This window comes from Candidatus Tiamatella incendiivivens, from assembly GCA_015522635.1.
GTDB classification, from domain to species: domain Archaea; phylum Thermoproteota; class Thermoprotei_A; order Sulfolobales; family Acidilobaceae; genus Tiamatella; species Tiamatella incendiivivens.
Window position 1 is genome coordinate 39415 of record WALW01000019.1, and the last position, 24720, is coordinate 64134.

At 40.6% G+C, this 24720-nt stretch carries 21 protein-coding genes; 16 read left to right on the plus strand and 5 right to left on the minus strand.

All coding sequences use genetic code 11. The annotated features are described in order from the left end of the window. Positions 1–11 precede the first annotated feature (11 nt). From F7B60_03525 to F7B60_03565, 9 genes are all read left to right on the plus strand, one after another. Entirely contained in the window at positions 12–623 is a 612-nt protein-coding gene (locus F7B60_03525) for a hypothetical protein (protein ID MCE4614578.1), read from the plus strand. A gap of 206 nt (positions 624–829) precedes the next feature. After that, entirely contained in the window at positions 830–1669 is an 840-nt protein-coding gene (locus F7B60_03530) for a hypothetical protein (GenBank protein MCE4614579.1), read from the plus strand. 74 nt (positions 1670–1743) lie between these two features. Next, positions 1744–2691 carry a radical SAM protein gene (locus F7B60_03535; protein ID MCE4614580.1) on the plus strand — a complete coding sequence of 316 codons (948 nt, stop codon included), beginning with the start codon at positions 1744–1746 and terminating at the stop codon, positions 2689–2691. Between the two features lie 51 nt (positions 2692–2742). After that, the gene (locus F7B60_03540) at positions 2743–3747 is read left to right on the plus strand and encodes a DUF4129 domain-containing protein (GenBank protein MCE4614581.1); all 1005 of its coding nucleotides are present in this window, start codon (positions 2743–2745) and stop codon (positions 3745–3747) included. Continuing rightward, positions 3737–5224, plus strand: coding sequence for a hypothetical protein (locus F7B60_03545; protein ID MCE4614582.1), 1488 nt, complete (start codon positions 3737–3739; stop codon positions 5222–5224). The genes F7B60_03540 and F7B60_03545 overlap by 11 nt, the downstream gene beginning before the upstream one ends. After that, on the plus strand, positions 5205–6164 hold the full coding sequence (locus F7B60_03550) for a MoxR family ATPase (GenBank protein MCE4614583.1): 960 nt from the start codon (positions 5205–5207) through the stop codon (positions 6162–6164). Before F7B60_03545 ends, F7B60_03550 begins: the two co-directional genes overlap by 20 nt. Continuing rightward, positions 6161–7528, plus strand: coding sequence for a DUF58 domain-containing protein (locus tag F7B60_03555; protein MCE4614584.1), 1368 nt, complete (start codon positions 6161–6163; stop codon positions 7526–7528). Before F7B60_03550 ends, F7B60_03555 begins: the two co-directional genes overlap by 4 nt. Beyond that, positions 7518–8831 carry a hypothetical protein gene (locus F7B60_03560; GenBank protein MCE4614585.1) on the plus strand — a complete coding sequence of 438 codons (1314 nt, stop codon included), beginning with the start codon at positions 7518–7520 and terminating at the stop codon, positions 8829–8831. Before F7B60_03555 ends, F7B60_03560 begins: the two co-directional genes overlap by 11 nt. Then, entirely contained in the window at positions 8822–9061 is a 240-nt protein-coding gene (locus F7B60_03565) for a hypothetical protein (GenBank protein MCE4614586.1), read from the plus strand. The genes F7B60_03560 and F7B60_03565 overlap by 10 nt, the downstream gene beginning before the upstream one ends. A gap of 7 nt (positions 9062–9068) precedes the next feature. Here the strand turns inward: F7B60_03565 and F7B60_03570 are convergent, their stop codons facing one another. The 3 genes from F7B60_03570 to F7B60_03580 are packed head-to-tail and all read right to left on the minus strand — an operon-like array spanning position 9069 to position 11194. Further along, the gene (locus tag F7B60_03570; GenBank protein ID MCE4614587.1) at positions 9069–9857 is read right to left on the minus strand and encodes a hypothetical protein; all 789 of its coding nucleotides are present in this window, start codon (positions 9855–9857) and stop codon (positions 9069–9071) included. Beyond that, on the minus strand, positions 9833–10177 hold the full coding sequence (locus tag F7B60_03575; GenBank protein ID MCE4614588.1) for a hypothetical protein: 345 nt from the start codon (positions 10175–10177) through the stop codon (positions 9833–9835). The genes F7B60_03570 and F7B60_03575 overlap by 25 nt, the downstream gene beginning before the upstream one ends. Positions 10178–10225: 48 nt before the next feature. Then, positions 10226–11194 carry an MBL fold metallo-hydrolase gene (locus F7B60_03580; protein MCE4614589.1) on the minus strand — a complete coding sequence of 323 codons (969 nt, stop codon included), beginning with the start codon at positions 11192–11194 and terminating at the stop codon, positions 10226–10228. A gap of 543 nt (positions 11195–11737) precedes the next feature. Between F7B60_03580 and F7B60_03585 the strand changes: the two genes are divergently transcribed. The 4 genes from F7B60_03585 to F7B60_03600 all read left to right on the plus strand — a co-directional run bounded on the left by F7B60_03585 (position 11738) and on the right by F7B60_03600 (position 16345). Continuing rightward, on the plus strand, positions 11738–12346 hold the full coding sequence (locus F7B60_03585; GenBank protein ID MCE4614590.1) for an HD domain-containing protein: 609 nt from the start codon (positions 11738–11740) through the stop codon (positions 12344–12346). A 99-nt stretch (positions 12347–12445) separates the two neighbouring features. Continuing rightward, entirely contained in the window at positions 12446–13990 is a 1545-nt protein-coding gene (locus F7B60_03590; protein MCE4614591.1) for an aldehyde dehydrogenase family protein, read from the plus strand. Positions 13991–14036: 46 nt separating this feature from the next. Beyond that, entirely contained in the window at positions 14037–14672 is a 636-nt protein-coding gene (locus F7B60_03595; protein MCE4614592.1) for a hypothetical protein, read from the plus strand. 68 nt (positions 14673–14740) lie between these two features. Next, positions 14741–16345 carry an amino acid permease gene (locus tag F7B60_03600; GenBank protein ID MCE4614593.1) on the plus strand — a complete coding sequence of 535 codons (1605 nt, stop codon included), beginning with the start codon at positions 14741–14743 and terminating at the stop codon, positions 16343–16345. Here the strand turns inward: F7B60_03600 and F7B60_03605 are convergent. Further along, a complete protein-coding gene (locus tag F7B60_03605; GenBank protein MCE4614594.1) occupies positions 16337–16849 on the minus strand; it encodes a hypothetical protein in 513 nt (170 codons plus the stop codon). The two genes, F7B60_03600 and F7B60_03605, sit on opposite strands and share 9 nt — an antisense overlap. A 200-nt stretch (positions 16850–17049) precedes the next feature. Here F7B60_03605 and F7B60_03610 point away from each other — a divergent pair, with 200 nt between their 5' ends. Then, a complete protein-coding gene (locus tag F7B60_03610; GenBank protein ID MCE4614595.1) occupies positions 17050–18048 on the plus strand; it encodes a 2-hydroxyacid dehydrogenase in 999 nt (332 codons plus the stop codon). 23 nt (positions 18049–18071) lie between these two features. Further along, positions 18072–19751 carry a thiamine pyrophosphate-binding protein gene (locus F7B60_03615; GenBank protein ID MCE4614596.1) on the plus strand — a complete coding sequence of 560 codons (1680 nt, stop codon included), beginning with the start codon at positions 18072–18074 and terminating at the stop codon, positions 19749–19751. Between the two features lie 4 nt (positions 19752–19755). On the opposite strand, the gene F7B60_03620 is transcribed toward F7B60_03615, so the two are convergent. Beyond that, entirely contained in the window at positions 19756–20817 is a 1062-nt protein-coding gene (locus F7B60_03620) for a hypothetical protein (GenBank protein MCE4614597.1), read from the minus strand. Between the two features lie 137 nt (positions 20818–20954). Between F7B60_03620 and F7B60_03625 the strand changes: the two genes are divergently transcribed. After that, complete coding sequence (locus F7B60_03625; protein MCE4614598.1) at positions 20955–24719, plus strand: MMPL family transporter; 3765 nt, start codon at positions 20955–20957, stop codon at positions 24717–24719. Position 24720 lies beyond the last annotated feature (1 nt).

Here is a 24720-nt window from a genome sequence, read left to right on the forward strand (position 1 = left end):
AGGTGGTTAAAATGCCTCTAACCACATTCGAGGAAGAAATCTATCTGAGAGTCCTTACAGGAAGAATAGTGGGGAAAGCTGCCAGCGACCTAGGAGTGAATAAGTTAGCAGTAATTGCTCCAGGAAACATTATTTGCAGTAGTATAGCAGCAGCCACAGAAGCCTCCTTCATAGACTGCAGCGGAGGAGTCACTTATCACTTCCTTGTAAAACCAGGTGAGAACGAGGCGGAGTTAGCGGAGAAACTAGTATCATTCAACCCTCAGACTACACTCCTACAGTTCGGAGGAGAAACCCCGATCGAAGATAATGTGAAAAGCTTTGTAAATTTAATGAAGCAAATTGCGAAAAGGAACCTGCCAGGCGATATAATAGTACATGTCAGAATATTTGCTGCAGGAGGATTAATTGAAGCTGTGAAAGACGCTGATGTCAAAAAGTACCTATCTTCGAGAAACGTTTTCATATACACTGTCGACTTCGATAAAGGGAAAGTTATATTGAACAAAATCAAGTTAAACGACGAGATTAAATTAGTTGCGATCAGCGAGTACCATTTGACTCTAGAACACGCAGACCTACTTAATAGAAGCTTGAAAAACCGGGGAATACGTTTCCAGTAAACCACGAATCACTCCTTTCTCCCCTCCTATAGCCAGTAAATTACATCCCGTACCTAAACGAGAGAATCGCTAGTCAAAATAGATTGGTCTTCTACCCTTCAAATGTACCTGTATTGACACATTGATAGCCTACTGTTCAGCTAATTATAATAGTCTTTAAAAGGAGGCTCAAACATCTTTGTTAATCATTGAATGAGGTGTAAAGTTTGAAATATAACGTTCAAACAAGCAATGGCGGGTTTGTTGAAATAGAAGAAAAGAACTCCGTATTAATAACTATTGGAGCAATTATTTCCGGGTTAACTGCACTTATATTAATCATAGAGGGACTCCTCGTTTTCAACCAGAATACTGGAACAGGACTCTCCTTCTTTATAGCCGGTATAGTAGCAGGAATATACACTGCCGTTTTGTCTCACCTAAAACATAAAGCTGACATGAAGCCGAGTGAAGCCCTCATATCAACAGTATCCGGCAGCTCAGTTAGAGTTTGGAAAGATTCTAGTATATGGATATCCATACTTCTAGCATTCATATATCTCGGTATACTAGCGTCACTAGGACTACTAGGATACGGTTTCTACGCGTACAAAGTTAATCCCGTAGCAAGTGAATCGTTCATTACAATGGGCATTCTAGGCCTTATAACAGGCGTTATCTTCGCTAGAATCTTCGGATTTCTAAGGACAAAACTAGAATTCAAGGGTGAAAAAGTTATAACAGTTGCCAGTAGCGGAGATAATATAGAATTATATAAAGACCGGTCAGTTTGGCTGACAATAGGGTTTATAGTCACGCTCCTAGGTGGAATAGCCTTTATAATTATACCTATCCTATCACTATTAGGGTTCATGTCGTTCTCACCGATACCACTATTAACTAAGCCAGGTCATATACATAGTGCAGCGCACGATTATCTCACCGGATTTAGGGAATGGACGGGAATTCTAGGGTTGTTTATATATGGTATAGTATTGCTAGTTAATGCAGCAGTATTGAACTTCCTAAGAGTTCGAACCCAGATAAGGCTTTACAATAAAGTTTGAACTCATTCCACTTAAACCCTATCTTATGTCATTATTTTATATTGTACCCTGGAAATGTAGACCCGGTGAACTCCTTGGAAATTGCCTTTGGACCAGTCCCTAGTAGGAGGCTGGGGCGTAGTTTGGGTGTTAATAATATTCCGCCAAAACACTGCAGTTACTCTTGCATCTATTGCCAGCTTGGCAGGACTCGTTGGCTTGAGGCTACTAGGAGGAGTTTTTACGACTGGAGATCCATCTTTGATGCTGTGAAGAGTAAAGTGGAGAAAGTCAGTTTAGAGAATATTGACTATGTAACATTCGTACCGGACGGAGAGCCTACACTTGATATTAATCTAGGAAAAGAAATTCAACAAATAAAGGAAAATATCAATGCTAATATAGCAGTCATCACTAATGGCTCACTCCTATGGATGGAAGATGTGAGAAACGATTTATTTAACGCTGACTGGGTTTCTGTTAAAATAGATGCAGTATCCAATGAGATCTACAAGAAAATAGATAGACCCCATCCTAGCCTAGACTTGAATAGTGTCTTAAACGGCGTACTAGAATTTGCCTCTTCATACTCTGGCACCCTAGTCACTGAGACAATGTTAGTAGCTGGTGTAAATGACAGTGTTGAAGAGTTAGATAGTATAGCAGGGTTCATTGGAAAAGTGGATCCGACAATAGCTTACATAGCTGTCCCAACAAGACCTCCAGCTGAGCCTTGGGTATCACCTCCCAGCGAGAAAACAATTCTAATAGCATATAATATATTCACTGACCATCTAGGCGATAAAGTTGAGTTATTGATTGGCTTCGAAGGAGGGGAATTCAACATTGACCCGGAAAAACCTGTCGAAAGTATTCTAGGAATAATTAGTGTTCATCCTATGAGAATAGATGTTTTAGAGAAACTCTTAGAAGAGAAAAGCTTGAATCCAAAAACTATACTAGAGGAAATAGAATCCTGTGGAGACGCGTTAATAGTAGAGTACAGAGGAAAAGCATTTCTGGTTAGAAGGCTAAACCGGTAAGAAACCTTTATGTCATAGATACATCACTAATTGAAATACGGGCTCAGGGTGTTGAAACAAGCAACCAGTATAGGAATCCTTGCATTGCTAATGATTTTGCTGGCATCAAATTCAATAGACACATATTCTCAATCATCATTAACTCCCAATGAACTAGAACGTCACGCACCTTTACTGGGAAATATTACTGTGAGTATCGAGGAATTACAGAAAATACTAGCAACACTAAACACAACATCCTCTAATCCCGAGTTAAACCAAATACTGGAAGACATGAATAATAGTCTACAAACCAGGAACTATGAGAATTACGAGAAAGCAAGAGAAGCACTCAACTTGTACCTCCAAAACTTAACCCAACAGGAAAATGTTCCATTTGACATAAATACCATTGAGAAACTCGCCCTTCTAGCTTCTACATTTCTTAATGAGACTAATGGATCAGTTGACATGGCTAAATTCGCTCAACTATTATCGGATCTCTCAGAAAACAAAGGCAGGAATTCCATTAGCTATGGAACAGACCTTAATCGAATGCTAAACAGGACTGGTAGTGAACAGCAAGGAAGCCAGCAGTCGAGTACACCTAAAATACCTCAAGTACCGAGTTTTACAGGTAAACCTTCGATAAACTTCTCATACGGGATTAGCTTGTTGGATATCCTTAAGTACTCGATTTTAATCGGCCTACTTGCAAGTGGAGTATACCTACTTTACAGGTACAAACATTACATAAATGCAAAACTATCATTCTTAACTGGGAAAATTGTGAACAGATTCAAATACAGGATATATAATCCTCAGAATCCTAAAGAGGCTATAATGCTCTGCTTCCAACAACTCGTAAAAATATTTAGCTGGCTCGGATACCCTATGAACTCCTGGGAGACGCCTCGAGAATATCTTAGTAAAATAAGATTACCACCCCTAGTTGAGACGCGGGATACCATTGTAGAGTTGATTGAGAAGGCAAAGTACTCGCCACGGGAACCGACAGGAAGTGACGCAGAGAAGTGCAGAAACATTCTTATGAGGGTGGAGGAAAGTGAACTTTAAGACATTTATCCTTGGCCTCTTACTGGTTGCATTAGTGGCCTCTATATATTCCGCTCCCAAATCATTATTCATCAATATAGCATTTGAGGGAACCCCTTCTCCATACAATACCAATTGGCTTGGCACCAGCGATCTCTACAATCTACTTACAAGAGAAAACTACACTGTATACTCCCCAACTACATGGGGTCAACTCCTAGAGTCCATTAACAAGTCAGAAACTAATAATGTTATCCTAGTTTTCATATCGCCAGACTATCCCATCTCCACCAATGAAGCAACCGAACTATTCGGCAGTATCAGAAATCGAAACGTTTCACTTCTAGTAGGAGACGAAAATATAACTAGCAACCAGTTACTAAGCCCACTAGGAATAAAAGTAACGGGTAATCTTTTAAAAGGGCCAGATGGCTCACCATACGATCCTGCTGTACTGAATGTTCCATCCATCTATACATTCTCCTGGAAGGAGAATAGTATACAAAAATTCACATTAATGCTTAGCATAGCATCAAACATATCTCTCAACAAGTATTATAAAAACGCTATTCTATCCGTGGACTATAAAGGACGCCTGATCGGGGTATTCATACCCTCTAATACTGGAAGCGAATATAGGAGTATAGCTGTTTTCGGTGACGGCACCATTTTCCTCAACACGGCATTGAGATCCTCCACCAGAGAAATGAACTACACTCGTTTTGCATTAATCGTTTTCAAGGCATTATCCCATGGAGATGATCCTAAGAATGTAACTGTTATAATTGATTCATCCCATTACCACAAGTATATTCCCCAAATCCCCCAAAACGCTAATACTACAGAAGCAACAGAATCGTACTTGAAAGTGCCTCTACCAATAATGCTTCATCCTGCAATGTTGACATACTTCTTCCTCGTGCTTGAGAAGGGGGCGGAACGGGAGTTTCTGTCATATCTAGCTAAGATGCCCTTGCTAAGCGTCCCCATAGTAGGATTAGCATCCTATCTAGCTTACAGGCTTTTGAAGATGGGCTTCCCATACGAGTCGGTTGATGACGATAAAGACTATACTATATCAGAGGTAACAGTACTAACCCAATCAAGATATAGGCAGACAATTGTTTCAGCAAAGAAATTGAGCAAGGATGAAATCAGGAAGGCATTATACAACCTTAATTTCATATTAGACGAGGTGTTTAAAGAACATTTTGGGATTACTCTCAAAGAAATTTCTCAAGATCCCCCCAAAGCTGAAGCTGTTGGGAGGATCCTCAACCTTAGCCCGGTATACCTCCTTGATTTTTCTAGGTGGATGGTTTCTTATAGGGATAAATATGAAGGTAAAAGAAGGTTTACCCCACTAGTGTTAAGGTGGAGTAAGACGTTGGAGAACCGGGCTCGTGAGGCCGAGTTTATACTTGAGAAACTCGGCTACACGCTTGAAAGCAGCAAAAAAGGTTTTAAGGGTGTAGAATATGGCGTCAGGAAATACTAGTATTCCAGACCCGACCATAGGTAAAGAATTCTCTACAAAGGTACTAGGAGAAGTGGAAAAGGTTGTAGTAGGAAAGCGGGAGGATATAATGATAATGCTTTCCTCTCTAATCGCCCGCGGGCATATCTTACTAGAAGGTGTCCCTGGCATAGCTAAAACCACCATGGCTAAGGCAGTCTCATCTGCTCTAGACTTGTCTTTCAAGAGAATTCAGTTTACACCAGACCTTCTTCCCTCTGATATAGTGGGGACAATGGTCTACGACCCTAGAAGCGGTGATTTCCGCCTCCGGAAAGGCCCTATATTTACAAACATAATCTTGGCAGATGAGATAAATAGAGCTAGCCCCAGAACTCAATCCGCCTTACTTGAAGCAATGCAGGAAAAGCAGGTTACAATAGAAGGAAACACATTGCCTCTGCCTGAACCCTTCATGGTGATTGCAACGGAGAACCCTATAGAGTTAGAAGGAACTTTCCCCTTACCAGAAGCGCAAACTGATAGATTCCTAGTCAAACTCGAAATAACTTATCCTACGAGAAACGAGCTGATGGATGTCCTGAAAAGGCTTAGAGAAATCGAAGAATGGCCCATTAAACCTGTTGCGGGAAAAGAAGAACTCTCATCTCTAATGAATAATTTATGGAATATTCACGTCTCAGAAGAACTTCTAGAATATATCGTTGACATAATCGAAGAGACTAAGAAGCATCCCTCTGTAAAGCTAGGCGGTTCTCCTAGAGCAGCTATATCATTGCTCCAAGTATCAAGAAGCCTTGCCTTTTTAAATGGAAGGGAATATATCATACCGGATGACATTAAAAAGGCAGCCAAACCAGTCCTTGTTCACAGAGTCATACTTAAACCTGAAGCAGAAATAGAAGGACAAACATCTAGTCAAGTTATCGATGAGGTATTGAAAAAGGTTCCCGTGCCATGATGGGAAGTATTGGTAAATGGGGTCTAACTAGGAGAGGAAAAGGAATCCTCATAGCATCCGCCCTATTATATGGTATGGTATTCATTGTCCCCGATAGTGCTGTCTGGTCGACAACAGCTATTGCATCATTCCTCGTTATATTCCTCCTTACCTCCAAGATAGTTTTTGAATTCAAAATTAGAGCAGCATCGGATCTAAAACCACTAAGAATATTCAGTAGACCAGCTATTGAAAATAAGCTATTGGACGTATCGGTTAGACTAGTCAATGACTCGGTAACTCCTTTAGAATCTATCGAAATACACGATTCGTACCCCCCTATGTTCAAGCTTATTGACGGTTCCAGCATAGGTGTCATACTTGTACCCTCAAAAGGTTATGTTGAATTATCGTATAAGGTTAACCCGGTTCTTGGAAGACATTGCTTTAAGGGTCCCATAATTAGAGTTCGGGATCCTGCAGGCCTTTTTTCGGAGGATATAGAATTAAATGCTGAGAATTGTATCATGGTGCAACCACTCTATGAGCCGATCGTGAAAAAGACTATCCTTCCAGGAGCAATTTACATGCCTGGTGGAAGATCCGTCTCTAGACGAAGGGGAATTGGAACCCAATTCATTGAGACTAGAGAATATGTACCCGGAGACGATTATAGGCTGATAGAATGGAAAGCCACCGCAAGGACGGGAAGGCTTATGGTTAAGGAATTCGAGCAGGAAACTAGTTTAGAAGTCATCCTAGTATTAGACACGAGGAGTTCCATGGGATACGGTACTATTGGAAAAACTAAGTTCGAGTACATGGTCAGGGGTGCAGCAGCTATTGCCGATCATCTTATTAGAAGGGGAGATCTCATTGGACTTGCATATTCCTCGAAAGAAAGGGCAGTTATAGTAAGACCTGCTAGAGGTAGAACTCACATATTTTCTATAATAAGAACTTTATCCGCTGTTGACTGGCCGCATAATGATTGGTCACCTGACTTCCCGCGTCTTGTTAAACAAGTATTCACAAGCATAGGAAGTAGGGGGAGGAGGCTATACATTATTTTCAGTGATTTAGAGATGGGTGAAGAAGAGTTCGATGAACTTATAGATATTCTAGTTAAAATTCGAAGCCTAAGAAATGATATCATAATCATATCTCCCTTTACCCCTTATTTCGAGTTAGAGGGGTTGCGCGGAATACAAGGATTAGTCTACCGGCTATATGCGTCACGTTCTGTTAAAGAGAGAGAAGCCCTTGTAATGAAACTGATGAAGCTAGGTATAACTGTAGTGAATGTCGGTCCTGAAGATTTTGTCTCAAAAACATTATTGCGTATTGAAGCTTTGAGAACGGGTGTAACTGGCCTTGGTTCTTAGAACAAGGAAAGTGATTCCACTGGTCAGCATCGGGAACTTGAAAAGAAAATATATTAACAGACAGGTATTAATTATAGGAATAGGAATATTATTCCTCCTAGCAATAGTGAGTTATACCTCATATATTCTCTATATCGATATCAAAATAGGGTATACTCCACATACTCCTCCCTTAGATATGCTCTCAAATCAAGTGATTTTCCATGCTCCTCTTCTCGGAAGCATTTCCACTGCAAAATTATTCATTTTGACGATAAGAGCCCTCTCCCTCCTAGTAATTTTACTTGAACTAGTAGTCATTCTTAAAGGAGAAAACACTGGGCGAATAATAGTATTGTTATATGGTCTCCTGCTTTTAGCTCTAGGATCGGGTAGGGTGGGATTCCGGGAAGTATACCTTATCCTATTGACCACACTAATACTACTGTACCTTCACCCATTCACACGTGGTTGGAGGCAGATACTAAGAAAACGTGTACCTAGAATCGGAATGAAAGGATCTCTCCTACTCACAAGTTTCACTATAATTCTATACTATGTTTTACCTATTGCACTTTCTATAGGAACTGCCGGTGTAATTGTTGGATTATCTGAAGCGGTTAAAGCTAAGCAACTGAGTGTTCCTCCTCCACTACCTGATATTTGGAGCGTTTTCACGGAGTCCCGGCTTGCAATTCTAATAGTATCTCTCGTGGTTATAGGTATATTCTCCTGGTTCATAAGGGAGTTTGGTGAGACGCTAATTAATCTCCTACTATTAACTCCTGAGGAAGCTTTTAGGAGAATTAAGGGCATTATTAGAAGAGATATCCTAGAGTTGGAGATGGATAAAGCCTGGCACCAATCAATTCCAATAGGATTATTCGTAGCAGTCGCATCAATTTTTGCATATGGATATATAGTTATAATTTCAGATAGAATCAACTATGTTTTCCAGCAATGGTTTGGCAGCGCTCCCAGGTATATCCCTGAAATCTTAGGTTTAGGATTTCTAATATTTGCATGGGGCCTCATACGAAGAGAGTTCAGAAGAATGTTCACTCTGAAAGGAAAAGGAGGGTTCAGTGTGAAATCAATGGTAACACTCCTTGGACTCTTAGCTTTGATATTTTACTACTGGTACAAAGGCCAAACTACCTTGGATCCCATCTATTACGCACTCGGTCTCAAAGAACCTTCGGTTAATGGGGACATCATACGTAATTTGGGGTTATGGCCTAGTAACTTTTACGATAAACTTGAAGGTATGTTTAAAAGTTTCGAGTCCACAGCTAGATTGGTGGTTAGGTTCCTATGGGGGTAAAAATTAGTAGTGACATGATCAAGGAAGGAATACTAGCCACTATATCGGTATTTCTACTTGGGAGTAGCATTTACTTTTTCCTGTTAAGCATAAACCTCGCTGTGAGCCAGCCACCTAATATAACTGCATCACTATTAGCAGCCTTGATAGGCTTTTCAGTACTATCCGCTGGTGTAACGATACTTAAATCCTGGACTGTAGCAAGGGCAGCTGAGAAAATACAGGTATAGAATTCTATCATATTACCTTGCAAGATATGTGTATTAGACTGCCTCTTATATCATGGTAACCTCGACCAAGTTTTATCTCATGGAACACCTTTTCATGGTCAAGAATTATACTCGTTTCCAAATGAGTTAAACCTGTTGAGGCTAGGTATTTTGGTGGTAGCGATAAGCTGGGGCCTATCTCTATCCTGTATTCAGCATTTTTTGATAGATTTAATATTAGATCTACGTCTGGTCTAGAAAAAGCGGCACCTGTAATGTATACCACTTTTGCCTTTGGAAGAACTTTATAGGCATAGAAATCAGGAAGTATATATCTTCCTGACTGCCACCTGTCGAGTATGTATACCTTGTATCCTTCTGACTCATACAAGTTTGGTATTTTCTTTAGTGCACCTATAAAAACTACAATATCATTTCTACTTAAAGAACCAAAAATCCTATCAACAAGTTCCTTCTTACCACAATCCGTTTTACCCAGATAATATTGCCCAATAGCATTGAAGGCCGCCTGTCCTAGAGTTCTCTCCGCAATACAATCGGATGAAAGAAGTGGAATGAAATTCCATATCCTTGCAAAATCTCTCGCCGATGGAGTGCATTTTTCCTCCATCACATAACTATAGGCAATACCCACTTTACCGCTCGAGAGCTTAACAGCAGAATACCTAGCGCCAATAACATAGTCGTCTACAAACATATCCAAGGCTTCAGGAGTAGTTGATTTAATGTTATCAATTACCTTTCGCCAAAATATAGTGTCTAAAAAACCTATTACCCGAGGATTTTTTTCTCCCATTTTTGAAGCCTCTTTTTGAAAGACCGTTTAGTTTTATCTCTATATGCATACTCTCCCAGTGAGGCAACAATAAAGCTAGCAATCATCGTGTAGAAACTGGAGGCATTAGCAGTATACAGGCTATACAAGTATACGGTAAGTATTGATAGAACTATTAGTAAGCTTAGAATTATTATAATACTTTGAGAAGCGTTGATCCGATCTGATAGTTTATAGTGATAGAGAATGACACCCATGTTTCCACCCAGACCTATCAATGAAAATACGCTTGAGCCTATAATTATCCTGACAGCCATTGAAGTAGCTTCAATTAAACCCATTCTATCCTCTTTCCCTCATCTCCTCCTTCACCAGGTTATGATAGAGGTTTATGAGATACTGAATTTATAGATCCCGTTAAATTCGTCCAGCGATATTCTCCCTTTTCCCACGAGATATTTCAAGTGGCTGAGAGCCTCTCCTATAGCAAAATATTTCTGCGCTATTGGGAATTCACTCCATTTTTTGAATGCTACATCCCAGGTCATTTGGGATGCTACCTCATAAGCTGTTAACGGTTCCTTCGACTTGTCTAGGATTCCTAGTACCTCTCCGAGCCTATGATTATGATGAACCATTAATTCACTGATTCTCTTTTTTGGATCCTCTATTACTTCACGATGCCCTGGATAAAGCCTAACCGGATTTAGCTCTGAGAGCTTTCTTAGGGATTTAAGGTAATCGTTAAGGGGATTTGTTGACCAGTCTATTAGAGCTATATTCGGTGTTATATTAGAGAGTACTGTATCACCGATAATGTACTGGCGATCTCCTATGTGGATAGCCATGCTTCCTGGCGTATGGCCCGGTGTATGGATCACTTGGAATGTACAGTCTCCTATTGTGAACTCTTCGGGTACTGGTTGTGGTTCTAACGCTCTTAGGCTTCGGAAAACGTCTATTCTACTCATTGCAGGATGCTTCTTATCAAGGAGATCAACCTCTTCTCTTGGCATTCCTCCTTTACTAAAAACGTTCTTCATAACGTCTAGTACATGAGGCCATTCATCTACCATTCTTAGGATATGATTTCTATCATCTCTATGCATGTACACCTCATCTGGGTTAAGGTGTGGTGTAGCAGCTACGTGGTCTACGTGGAAATGTGTTAGAATAACGATTAGATGACGTGGGAAATTATTCCTTTCTAAGTAGCTCATTATGTTTGATGCTCCTTCCATGGTCATGCCTGGATCGAAAAGAACAGTCCTTGACCCGCAGTTTATTATATACGTATTGATCGTTTTTAATGCCGGGATAGGGATTTCATTGACTAATCTGTGCAAACGTATGGTCATTGATTCCACCAATTACGTTAAAACATAATGCCATCCTAAACAATATATTGTTACTATATTATTCATAAGACAGGATGCAATCGCTTATTTGTATCTGCTAGATGCCGGATATACGCCTCTTCGCCCAGCTAGTTGGTGGTAAGGGTTATGATTAGGAAGTCGACTTGCTGGAAAAGCTGCCATTATATGGGACTTGTAGAGCACTTCTAAGCAGCCATCTTAAAGCTATGGTGAACATAACGACAATTCTAATTTCTTATAGAATGGCGTAGAACTTCTAAAACGAATTGGCGTATTTGGCAGTTGCCTCTAACTTGTTTGTTAGACTAACACAGGATTAGCGCACCCCCAGATATCAAGAATCATTAATGAATAAGTGTATATCTGGAGGAGAGCCTGTTTATAACAGGATGTGGATAAAACCTATTTTCTTGTCATCCTATATAAATCGTAGCAAAGCACGCCTCTTATCCTACGCATGAAATAGAAGACAAACCAGATATATAGTGTTAAGAAAACTAACCAGAGTTGTGGTGCTCTGATTTGATATCACTCTTCGAGACTAATGAGAAGGTGAAGTTCATTAAGGATTTCTCTAAGATGACGATGGGGAATGATCCTTGCCATGGATGGCCTCATGTTGAGAGAGTCGCCGCCTATGCGTTAAAATTAATAGGAAACGATGACTCTATAGATTACGAAGCACTCGCTATTGCCGTTCTACTACATGACATAGGAAGATTCTACCAGAGTGACCTTCACCACGCCATTACTAGTTCGAAGATATCGGAAATACTATTACGGGGACTTGAATACCCTGATGACTTCATTGAAAACGTCTCGCACGCCATTATAGCACATAGTTTTTCTCTAGGAGTAACAGCTAAAACCAAGGAAGCCATGATTTTGAGCGATGCTGACAAACTAGATGCTATAGGAGCTATTGGAATATACCGTGTCATTTATACCAGTGGGTTATATCACAGGAGTTTCTCTGACTCCATTAATCACTTTGGAGAGAAGATAACAAGGCTCAAGGAGAAATTGTATTTGCCAGAATCAAAGCGGATTGCAGAGGAACTCCATAGAAGAGTGGAACTCTACGTGAAGTGGCTGAAAGAGGAACTCATACAAGTAGGATATTTCTCCTAGTTCCTTCTTCTAACGTTTATTGCCTCTATAATCAATCTATATATAACAAATAGCTATAAACCGCTCATTCCATATAGAGCGGAGGTGGTATTTTTGAATATAGAGGAATCAATTAAAGAAAAACCCATCCTGAAAATAAAGAGCAAATCGCTAACTGATACATTTACACTGGAAAAAGACCTACCTGTATTCAAAGCTTATATAAATGAAAGATGGGTAGAGTCCCCCAAGAAAAGGAATATATACTCACCAATAGATGACTCCGTGATTGCAGGAATTTACGAGCTAGATTATGATGAATCCCTAAAGGCTCTGAGGAATTTATATGAGAAGGGCAGGTGGAATGCTAGGAACACTCCTGGATCCAAGAGACTCGGAATCTTACAACGACTAGCAGATCTTATGGAGAAGCATAAACAAGAACTTATAGACGCTTTAGTGCTGAACTCTGGTAAGCCGATAAAAGCTGCAAAAGGAGAAGTTGAGGCTTCAATCGATAGACTAAGAAGGGCCCCTCTCGACCTTAGAAAACTCCTAGGAGACTATATCCCCGGCGACTGGGACGAGCATACTCTCGAAAGCGAGGGCATTGTTAGAAGAGAGCCCTTCGGTGTAGTTTTCGCTATTATCCCCTTCAACTACCCGCTATTCGACTCAGTCAACAAGATGGTTTACAGCTTCCTTCCAGGAAACGCTATAGCTGTAAAACCACCTAGTGCAGATCCTATTCCAATAATACTCATGGTAAGGCTAGCATTAGAAGCTGGCTTCCCTAAGGATGCAATAACTCTATTAACTGTGCCCGGGAGAGTTGCCGGAGAGCTCTCTTCCTCTAAATATGTAAATGTAATCAGCCTAACGGGAAGCACTAAAACAGGATTGAAGCTAATTCAGAAAGCTGGTATCAAGCAATACGTAATGGAACTTGGAGGCGGGGATCCAGCTATTGTTTTAGAGGATGCTGACCTAGAATTATCTGCTTCAAAGATAGCAACTGGAATAGCAAGCTATACCGGGCAAAGATGCGATTCTATCAAGCTTATACTAGCGGAGGAGCCTATCTACGATGGATTGAAGAAGAAACTAGCCTCTAAACTAGCTGACTTCAAAATAGGTGACCCTAGAGATCCTAGTATTGAATTAGGTCCTGTAATAGATAATGCAACCGTTGACGAGTGGGAGGAGGCTGTCAGAGAAGCACTCGCGAATGGAGGTAGTCTATTGGCTGGAGGTAGGAGACTTGGTGTGAGATATATAGAACCAGCTCTCATTGAGGTGCTAGATCACGAGAAACTCTCTAGGCTGAAGCTCTATAAGGGTGAAGTATTCGCAAGTGTAGCTCTCATAACATCAGTTAAGAATGTTGACGAAGCTCTAAGGCTGGCTAACAAGAGGAGATACGGGTTAGATGCAGCTATATTTGGAAAGGACCTTAATAAAATCAGAAAACTTATCCGTCTCTTGGAGGTTGGAGCAATATATATCAACGAGTATCCAAGGCATGGAGTAGGGTACTATCCTTTCGGGGGCAGAAAAGATTCAGGTATAGGAAGAGAAGGAATAGGATATAGTGTTGAACAGGTCACTGCCTTAAAATCAATTGTCTATAACTATAAAGGATACGGTATATGGGAGTACATGTAACCTTATTTTTCTAATCATACAATCATATTAATTGCGGGTGATTTTTTTGAGCTTACTCGAAGAAATCCGTGAATGGCTTGAGAAAGGCGTAGAAGAAGCCCAAGATATCTCTGAGATATCATGGGATGTAGGAGAAATAAAGGATCCAAAGATAAAAGGCCTCATTGCTGTTAACCCGAAACTTCCTGTAAAGCTTTATATAACCGATAACGAGGAATTTAACACGATAAGAATCACTGTTCCGACAGGTGTATTAACAGCCGATCTCCCCCCAGGGGATAAACTCAAAATCTATAGAGCCCTGCTTGTACTTAACAAAACCCCCCTAGCCAAGATATACATTGATGGTATCAATGGAGAAGTAGTTGTTGCATCCGATCTAAGCACTAAGACACTAGGAGAGGATGAGTTCCATGACTCCATAAGCTTCACAATAAGTACAGTTATATCACTCTATAATAGATTCGGGCTTCCGAAGGACGTTAGAGTTGAGATGCTTGAGAATCTAGTATGGCTTATTCAGAGAAGGCTGCAGAAAGGATGGAGTAGGGAGAAACTCGAAGAATTCCTCGTTAATAAAGTTGGTATGGGTAAACCGGAAGCTGAGCATCTACTTGAGACAATATTTCCGACCAAGAAAAAAGAAAAGAAACCCGGTGTTTCCGAACAAATGTACATGTAATATTCATATTACATCCCATCTTTTTTAGAGATGATCTCCATAAATAGACTCTTAGGAGTTGTTAGTGATTGAAATCAAGGAAAATAGGGTTCCCAGAGGCCTTCGCTATAGGAGTCGGTGGAATGATAGGTGGTGGCATCTTTGCAGTTTTAGGATTAAGTATATCAATTAGCAAATATGGCGCGCCAATCGCATTTATGGTTGCGGGACTCGTGGCTATAGCAACAGGGTACAGCTACGCCAAACTGTCAGTTAGATATCCCAGCAGAGGAGGAACTATAGAATTCGTTGTGAAAGGCTTTGGATCTGGGGTTTTTTCCGGAGGCCTAAACATCCTATTATATCTAAGCTATACAGTCATGATAGCATTATACAGCTTCGCCTTCGGACACTACGCTGCTGCAGCTTTCAACGCTGGTTACCCGTGGCCTCAGATCTTTTCAGTAATTGTCATACTAGCATTCACATCAGTAAATGCACTCGGCGCATATGTCAGCGGAAAAGTTGAGGATTTACTCGTATATATAAAACTGAGTATACTCCTCATAGTAGCTGGAGTAGGATTCCTATACGTAAACTATTCAAAGCTCTCTCCAGGTAACTGGCCTTCTAACATTAATATAATAGCCGGCGGAATGTTAATCTTCGTTGCATACGAAGGCTTCGAACTCATCGCAAATGCCTCACAAGACGTTTATGACCATAGAATTATTCCTAAAGCACTGTATTCATCCATTATCGTTACAACACTAATTTACATTGGAATAGCGATAGTCTCAGTTGGCGTTCTTCCATTAAGCGAAGTTATAAAAGCAAAAGACTATGCTCTTGCAATAGTAGCCAAACCCGTCCTCGGATCTGCTGGATTCTGGTTAGTTATAATAGGTGCGCTTCTATCCACTGCAAGCGCTATAAACGCTACTTTATATGGCACAGCTGGCATAACATACCTTATCTCAAAAATAGGATACCTTCCATCCGAACTAGAGAAAACATTATGGAAAAATGCGTCGGAAGGGCTGTTCTTCATTGCCATTATGTCGATAATACTCGCCGTTTATGCGCCACTCCAAACAATATCAGTAATTGGAAGCCTAGGCTTCCTTACAGTATTCACGAGTGTAAATATAACTGCATATCGCCTTAGGAAGGAGGCGAAGGCCAACCCATATATTGGCTTAGTAGCGATATTATTATCATCATTCTCACTGGGCGTACTAATATATAACCAAGCCCGTAGTAGTCTAGGTTCACTTCTCCTATTCCTAGGAGTGTTAAGCGGTGGTTTCCTATACGAATATTTATATAGAAATGTGACCGGTCGCAGAATACATGAATACGTTGATGAAAACCTAGAAAAAAGAATTAAGCTAATTGATGAATGGAGAATATGGGTGCCCCCATTCATTTCCGAGCTCAAGAAACTAACCGGTGAAGCTAAATTTTACCTGATCGGTAGTATAGCCAGGGGGGAGAAAGCTATATCCCATGATATTGATATACTTGTTGTAATGGAGAAGAAGCCTAGTGAGAAGAAGCAAAGGATCCTAGTAAACAACGCAATAAACAACGCCGGTCTCACATCTCTTCATCCCATTCATATTCACTTCGCTTCAAAAGAAGAGGAAGAAGAATACAAGTCTCGAAGCAAGAAGTATCGTAAGCTAGATTAAGTCATATTTGACCCATCTAACCTTACACTCTTCGATCAGTTTCCTGACTTCTTTTTCTCTAGACGAGAGCTTAGCGTTTTTACCCGCTTTAACCTCTACAAATAAAATCTCTCTCGGTTTCCCGTCATATAATCCTTTGAAAATAATATAATCAATAGGGCTGCCAATGAACCTCGCATCCTTAGGGTTTATACCCGTTTTAACGGCAAATTCTAGTGGTGCGAGTTGCTCAGCCACTTTACCCAGAACAACAGCGCTACTTTTCTCTACTGCATCCTTTCTTATCTTATTCTCCTCCATCTTTTTCCAAGAATCAAAAGCCAATCTATACTTCTCCTCTAGGATAATTCCAAGCTTAGACGCTTCGCTTTTTAGCTCCTTAGTCTTCCATTCCTCCAGAAGCTTCCTGTACTTTTCCTCCAGCGACAATTCTCTCTTTCTGATTCTAATATTCATAGTCAGTCTGTCATAGACGAGCAAAGCTACTAATAAAACTGTAATCACGAGTAATAATTCACTAGAAGTTATAGTCTATCCCCTCCCTCGATCATTTAAAAACGAATCCCTTTTATAGGGTCGGAGAAAGTATGGAACATTCATTCCTCTCACTCAAAAATATTATCTTGAACCTACAATATAGTTATCCAGTAACATTATACCCCTGTCAATCAAACCGTATCTTAGAGGTGTCAATATTGAGTAGTGTGTTCACAATAGTCTCTATGAGTCCTCTACCAGAGTCATTCATGGAGGGACTCTTCGCACCCGTCAAAGACAAGATACCTGGAGATGTGAAAATAGTAGGCGTCTTCGGCAAACCTAAAGACGAAATCAAAGCTGTTCTAAAAAACGCGGATATCATAATAGGCGACTATAGCTTCCAAATGAAAATAGATGCAGAGCTATGTGAAGCAATGGAAAAAGTAAAACTTATTCAACAACCAAGCACCGGATTTGACCATATAGACGTCGAGGCTTGTAGGAAGAAAGGGATACCTGTAGCGAATGCTGGCAAATCGAATAGTATTAGCGTAGCAGAGTATACTGTTATGGCAGCTTTAGCATTACTAAAGAGGCTCGTCTACGCCCACGAGTATACAAGGAGCGGAGTATGGCCTCAATGGAAACTCATGGACATGGGTACCTTCGATTTATACGGTAAAACCTGGGGAGTAATTGGAATAGGTAGAATAGGTAGAGAAGTCGCTAAAAGAGCCAGAACCTTTGATGCTGAAGTAATCTACTATGATATCAGGAAACTTTCAACTGAAGATGAGGAGAAACTAGGTATTAAATACTCAAGATTCTCAAAACTGCTCAGGAACAGTGATGTAGTAAGTATCCATATACCATTAACACCCGAAACTGAAAAGTTCATAGGAGAACAGGAACTTAGAAGCATGAAACCAGGGGCCGTTCTAATAAATCCATCGAGAGGAAAACTTATTGATGAAGAAGCTCTAGCCAAAGCGATTAGAGAAGGATGGATAAGCGGTGCAGCTGTCGACGTGTATAATAAAGAACCTCCCAGCCCAGATCACCCGTTACTCAGACTAGCAAGGGAAGGAGACTATAACATTGTGTTAACTCCCCATATAGCTGGAGCGAACTCTGATGCCAGAACTAGGATCATAATGCATAGTATAGAGAATATTGTAAGAGTCCTAGCCGGCGGCAAGCCTATCGCCGTTGTAAACATGTAAAACCAGGGTGCACTAAATTGAAAATGAGTATAGGTGATCTACTTGCAAGAACGTTAATTGAGCTTGATGTACAACATGTCTACGGTATAATAGGTACAAGTGTAGTAGATTTCTATGATAAGCTATATAATTACCAAGACAAACTAAATATTCATACAACAAGACACGAACAAGCAGCTGTATCTGCAGCCGATTCTGTTTATAGAGTATCTAAAAAGCCTGCTGCAGCAATAGTACATGCTGGTCCCGGTTTTCTAAACTCCATGATAGCCCTAGGCATAGCCTCCAAGGATAGAGTACCATTAATTCTAATAAGCGGAGGAGTCAGGAGAAGACTTAGAGATACAGATTCTTGGTTAGAAGTCGATCAAACCACTATAGCAGATCGTCTAAGCCGATCCTACCAGGTAATAGTTAATCCCAGAAATGCACCAGATCAAATTATACATGCAGTTAAATCCATATATAACCCTCCTATGGGACCGATCATTATTGAAGTAGCTGAAGACCTCTGGAAAGCAGATACCGATGTTCCACAAGATTTCTTCAGTAACATTAGAAGCATAAGATATAACAGAGGGGAAGTTGAAGAAGCTGATATTAGAGACGTGATTGATCTTCTCGGTGAAGCCAGGAAACCGTTAATACTTGTAAGCGGAGAAGCTGTCTATCCTCCAGGGTTCAAACAAGAGAAGTTATCATTAATTGCGGAAAGGTTCAATGCCTATATCATTACGAGTGGGAATGGGAGAGGTTCCTGTAACGAGTCTGAAGATAGATATTGTTTAGGACGAGTAGGATTCGGAGGCGGAAGCCTTCCAGCTGACAAGGCGCTTGAGGAGACAGACGCTCTCCTCGTATTAGGCAACGAGTTCGATGATATTTCAACCTATGGATACACCCTTCTACCTAAGGGAGATATACTTGTTGTTAGCAGAGATCCATGGGTTAAGAAGAGGCCTAGATACTATGATATAATAGAAGCAGACCCTAATACGCTATTGAGCAAACTATTGGCCATCTCGGAAGGTGTCAATAACGATAGAAGCAAATGGATAGAGGGGATAGAAAGGTACAAGGGTGAATGGAGAAGCATTCTAAAGACCTCCATAGAGAAAGACACTGAGCTGGTAAATCCTAATCTATTCTTCCATTTAGCGGATCAAGTAATAGGTAAAAACAGGATAATTACAGCGGGTCAAGGCACACACATAGTGTACACATACAATCATATGACCATAACTAAACCCGGTACATATCTAGCTGCCACGAATCTGGGGGCAATGGGCTATGCTCTTCCCGCAGCATTAGGAGCCTGCCATGCGAGTCCCTCATCTGACATTGTGGCGGTTACAGGTGATGGTGAGATCCTTATGGTTGTACAAGAGCTTGAAACCATGGTTAGAACTGGATGTAAAACCAAAATAATAGTTGTAAATGATAATAGTTATAGAGTCCTTTACCTGAGACAGATTCTTCAAAAGCAGGGAAGAATAATTGAAACCATCCTCGGGAATCCTGATTTCAAGGCACTAGCGGAATCCTTTGGCTTAACAGCTTATTCTGCAGGTAACAACGATGAGGCCCGAAAGGCACTGAGGCTTCTCGAGGAAGAAGGGCCGGTTTTAATTGAAATAAAGGTTGACAGAAACGAAATTCCACCGCTTAACCTAGACTATACATTGAAAATGAACGCGGTATAAAACTTCAATTCTTTTTTTCATTCTTAACTAAATCATATTTCCATAAAGTCAGCGGAGAGAGCCCGTTCTCTTTCATAGGGCAGATCTTACCCTCCTTGACTCTCAACAAAGCAGTTGAATATCTCTCCGCGTCCAGGAGAACAGTTAAGAAAAAGACAGCTAAACCAGCATCGGAACCGAACCTTTTCAAAAACTCCTCTTCTACACTATCAGGTTTAGGCGGGACTCTATAAGCATAGGATGCCAATCTAATCGTCCATCTGTCAAGGGGGGGAAATCTAAATCTCCCATATGCAAGGAGGGTTGCTAATCTAGAAGAATACTGGCCAAAGCCTTTCACTTGTTTTAAGGTATAATAGAACTTATCTGGGCTCGAGGTATCCACTTGACCGGAAGCGAAACTATATGCAAGTACTAGGAGAGTATTGGCACGATAACCTAATCCCGTTATCCCCCTCAGCTCCTTGATTTGTTTCTCTATTTCTCTTTTCACTAAAGGAAGCCTGTTCATCATCTCATATCTTCTTATGCATTCATCTGGACCATGGAAAAGCCCCCTGTAACCAGTAAGTTTACAGAGCATTCGGGCGGGATCGTAAAGGATATATATATCCCTCCCGAGGAGCCTCTGAATATCGCTGTAGTGTGCTATTAGCTTAGCCAGAGATCTCCATGCTAGTGCAAAGCTATTGTTCTGTTGTGCTAAAGCTACAATCGCCGCGTTCCAGTGTGATAATCTCCTTATCCTGAGGCTCCCATATTCCTCAGCACATCCGAGGAGAGGATCACCTCTCGTTGCCTCAACAAATTTTTGTATATTATCAAAGTAACCTAGCGCTATCTTTATTCTCCGGACGACATTGTCACTGCATACGAATCTTTTAATTACAGCATTCCCCTTATTCGATATTCTGATTACAGTCGTATCTTCATGCATGGAGTCGGTTCGTTCTACTAGAAAAGCAGTATTCCCAGTATAATAGAAGTTAAAATTGTAAGTAGACAATATCCTTGGCGGACTATAATTCGCCGACGCCTTTATGGAGCCGCATGTCGTTAGTAGCAAAGACCAATCACAAGTTTGATGTATTGCCTTGCTGTAATATTATAATCTAATCTCATGGTAAAGTATAGGAGTAATGTTTTTAATCACTATATCGAATATCGATATAGTTTGGATAGAGATATAACAAGGTGACCAGCTTGGGTGCATCACACTTTATAGCAAGGAAACCCTTGCTAATTATCGCAATATGGTTCATAATAGCCGCCGCATCAGCACCATTATTCATGAAGCTGGACAATGTTCTAGTAACGCAGGAACAAGGGCTACTCCCACCTAATACAGAGAGCCAACAGGCAGAGAAGTTGCTTAAAAATATAACTGGAAGTACTGGGGAAAGCTCTGCTATTATCCTAGTAGATAACGTTAATGTATCGTCTCCCGATACAGCGTTGAAAATGGGCTTATGGTACATGAATGAAAAGCAGGAACTATCCAAGTATGCAGAGAAAACTATGGGTTATCCTGTAATAATTGCAGAAGTCTACAACAGTATTAGAAACCAATCACACAAGGGGCTCAACCAGTCCGTCTTTACGGTCACGAAAAGCATTGAGGCAGCAGAAATTGTGAATAAAACAATACAGAACGCCTGGCATTTAGATTATGCTCTATTCGATGGAACGAAAGATACTCAGAAACAATTATTACAAGCAGATAGAGCGTATGTTAATGTTTACGGAAACCTAACCCTTCTCAGGCAATCCTATCTAAATCTCAATAATACTGTATACGCGCTATCATACGCTTGGAATACTATACCCGACTTATACAGTAAAACGTGGTTTGATATTAGTAGAACTAATTACTTCCTTATGACGAATACCACTGCTTATCAAACGGGCAACTTGACACCTAGCGATATAGCTTTAGTAGCAAAGCTAACTAACACCACCGGAATAGGTTCCGTTAACCCTGAAGCAGTTGCATTATACTATAAGCTGATAATGAATATGACTCAAGGCAATCCGCTGAATGCTGATTATAAAATTATATCTCAAGCTACAATGCTAGTATGCCTTCAGAAAATGCAGCAGCAAGGGAATGCTCGAAACATTCAAATGATTGAGGGCGCATTAAAGGCCTATGATACTGTGTGGGAGAAATCTCTCGAGATAGCAAATCTTACTAATCTACCTTACCTATATCAATTCATAAGCCAGCAAAACATATACAATGTCATAAAGGACGTTGAATCTAAGTCGACACCATATGCGATTAAGGCGTTCTCAGCAGTCATGGCCGAGGGAATGGCCGTAAAAACAAGGATCAACTCTACTCTCCTAGTAAAATTCATAGAAAACGCCAGCAACCTCAAATACCCCCCAGACCCCTCAGATGCCGACAAACTGATTTCAGGTCTGCTTATCTCCAATGCTGGCACGGAGGAGGAAAAATCGTTCCTAGCACAAGCTCTTACACTGGTTTCTAAACGAGATCCTGCGCCTCAGGACGCACTCAAAATGATAATGTATACTATAGAAAAGGAAACCGAGAATCCAGGGATAGCTGCAAATATGGGTTCAATACTAGCACATTATGACCCACAAGCCAACGGGGCGATTTTAACTAACAATGAGACATTAGCCAATGGTGTAGCTGACTTGTTTACAGTGATGGCTCCCGCTAATCTGACGTCGATACTAAATACGACCATGATACACGAGATTGTTTACTCATTTGCCCGTATTATAGGTGGAAAGAATATTACAGAGAATGAGGCTTTATCAGCTATTAACCAGACATATAATATTATTATCAAAGAATTCAGCAAAGAAGTATTAAACAAAACACCGGAAAATTCTAGGCCTTTTATGTTATATTTATTCAATGCAGCTGGAAACTCCGGTATCTACAGTTACAATATAAGGCAAATACTAATGAGTTTTCTGGTAAAACAAGTTGGAAACTTGCCTGCTGAAGAAGTAAATGGTAATGTACCGGTAGAACTTATTAAAGCAAATCTATGGGAGGCGTTCAACGTCGCATACTATCATAATGAAACATTCGATGTAGCCGTTGAGAAGCTCAGTAAACAAACATTCTATAATACTTATGGAGAACTGCTCGATTCGTTGAAAGGAAATGCTATATCGAATGATGCCATGGCCTTTATAGTAACACTAAAGCCGTATGCTAAACCAAGCGAGGAGGATCCCACGTATTATTATCAGGCTGAGAACTTTACTCAAATAGTAAACAATTCCCTGAAGAATTATGTTAAGAATTATAAGGTATATCTGACTGGTTCTGGAATAATAGAATACGAAACACACCAGCTTACAGGTAAGGATATGAAACGGGTTGATATCCTTAGCAACACGATGGTTGTGATATTCCTGTTCCTAGTCTTAGAGAGTATTGCCGCGGTAATTATACCGTTTATAGGTATTTTAGTTGCTATTCTTATTGCAGGGGCATTGGCATATCTAATTGTGACAGGCGGAATCATTGACTTGTCTTCTTGGGCTAGAGTTGTGATGATAACTACAAGCCTGGGGTTGGGAGCAGACTATGCTGGATTCATATCGTATAGGTTTAGAGAGGAATTCCATAATATTAAGGACTCCAAGCTGGCTGCAGAGAAAGCGCTATCAAGAACATACACAGCAATATTAACCAGTGCTACAACAGCCATCATCGGCTTCGGTAGCCTATCCCTTGCCCATGACTTCCCATTCCTGTTAAGCTTCGGAGTAGCAATACCACTGGCAATATTCGTAACAATGCTAGCTGGAGTCACTCTTATCCCAGCCCTACTATCTCTGCTAGGAGGCCACAGTAAGTTCTGGTGGCCTAAAACTCCAGAGAAACTATCTGTGAGAGCTAGGAGTTGGCTAGGAGGAAAAGTAGTTAAATACGCTAAGATAGTAATCATAGTATGGATACTGGTTTCAATTCCATCGGCATACGCATATGCGACATTTAAGGGAAGCAATAACATGCAAATATTCCTACCTGAGAATAGTGAAGCTGTAAAAAACTTCAACATAGTATCCGAGAAATTCGGTGCTGGAATTATATACCAAACATACATTGTCGTTGAATTGAATGAACCATGGAATACTACTAATTCCATTAACTCTTTGAAGATTATGGATCATATACTGAAGTCTAAAGACTACGTAGCCGGTGTCTCAGGACCACTTGAGTATGTCAACTCAACGAAAATACTAGGCTCATGTGAAGCTAATCCGTATGTTAATAAGGATGGTACACTACTGTATATTTCGGTTTTCCAAAAAGATAATCCACTCAGTAACAAAGGAATTAACGAGGTTAAGGAACTGAGAGAAACGCTCCACGCCATCAATCTAGGAACTAGTGTAAAGAAGGTTCTCGTAGGAGGTACCGCTGCATCTATGCTAGAAATGGAAAGCCTGTTAAACGAAAGATTCTACCATAGGGTTCTACCAGTAGCAGTTATATTAATGATTATAGCTTTTGCAATAGCTTTCAACAGCATAGTAGCGGCATTAGCCGCCATAACGGTCATTGTGACATCCGCTATGATAGCTATAGCTAGTACCGAGATAATATTCCAAGACTGGATAGGTAAACCTGTCTTATGGTTCTTACCGATAATGGTTCTAACCGCAATTCTAGGAGTCGGTATGGACTACAACAGCTTCTATCTAAGTAGAGCAAAAGAAGAATGCCTTAAGAAATGCAGTGACAATAGTATAATACTAGCTACAGCCAGGGTGGGATTGCTCGTATTCGGGCTCTCCCTAATACTCGGTAGCGCATATTTATCAATGATATCATCCCATACATGGGGCATGAGGGAGCTGGGGTTCACACTGGGTATAGGGATCCTACTAGCGGGGGCTATGGCAAGTTACCTAGTTAATCCATCAATTATAGCTATTCTCAAGGATAGAATGTGGAGGAAGATAAGGTGAA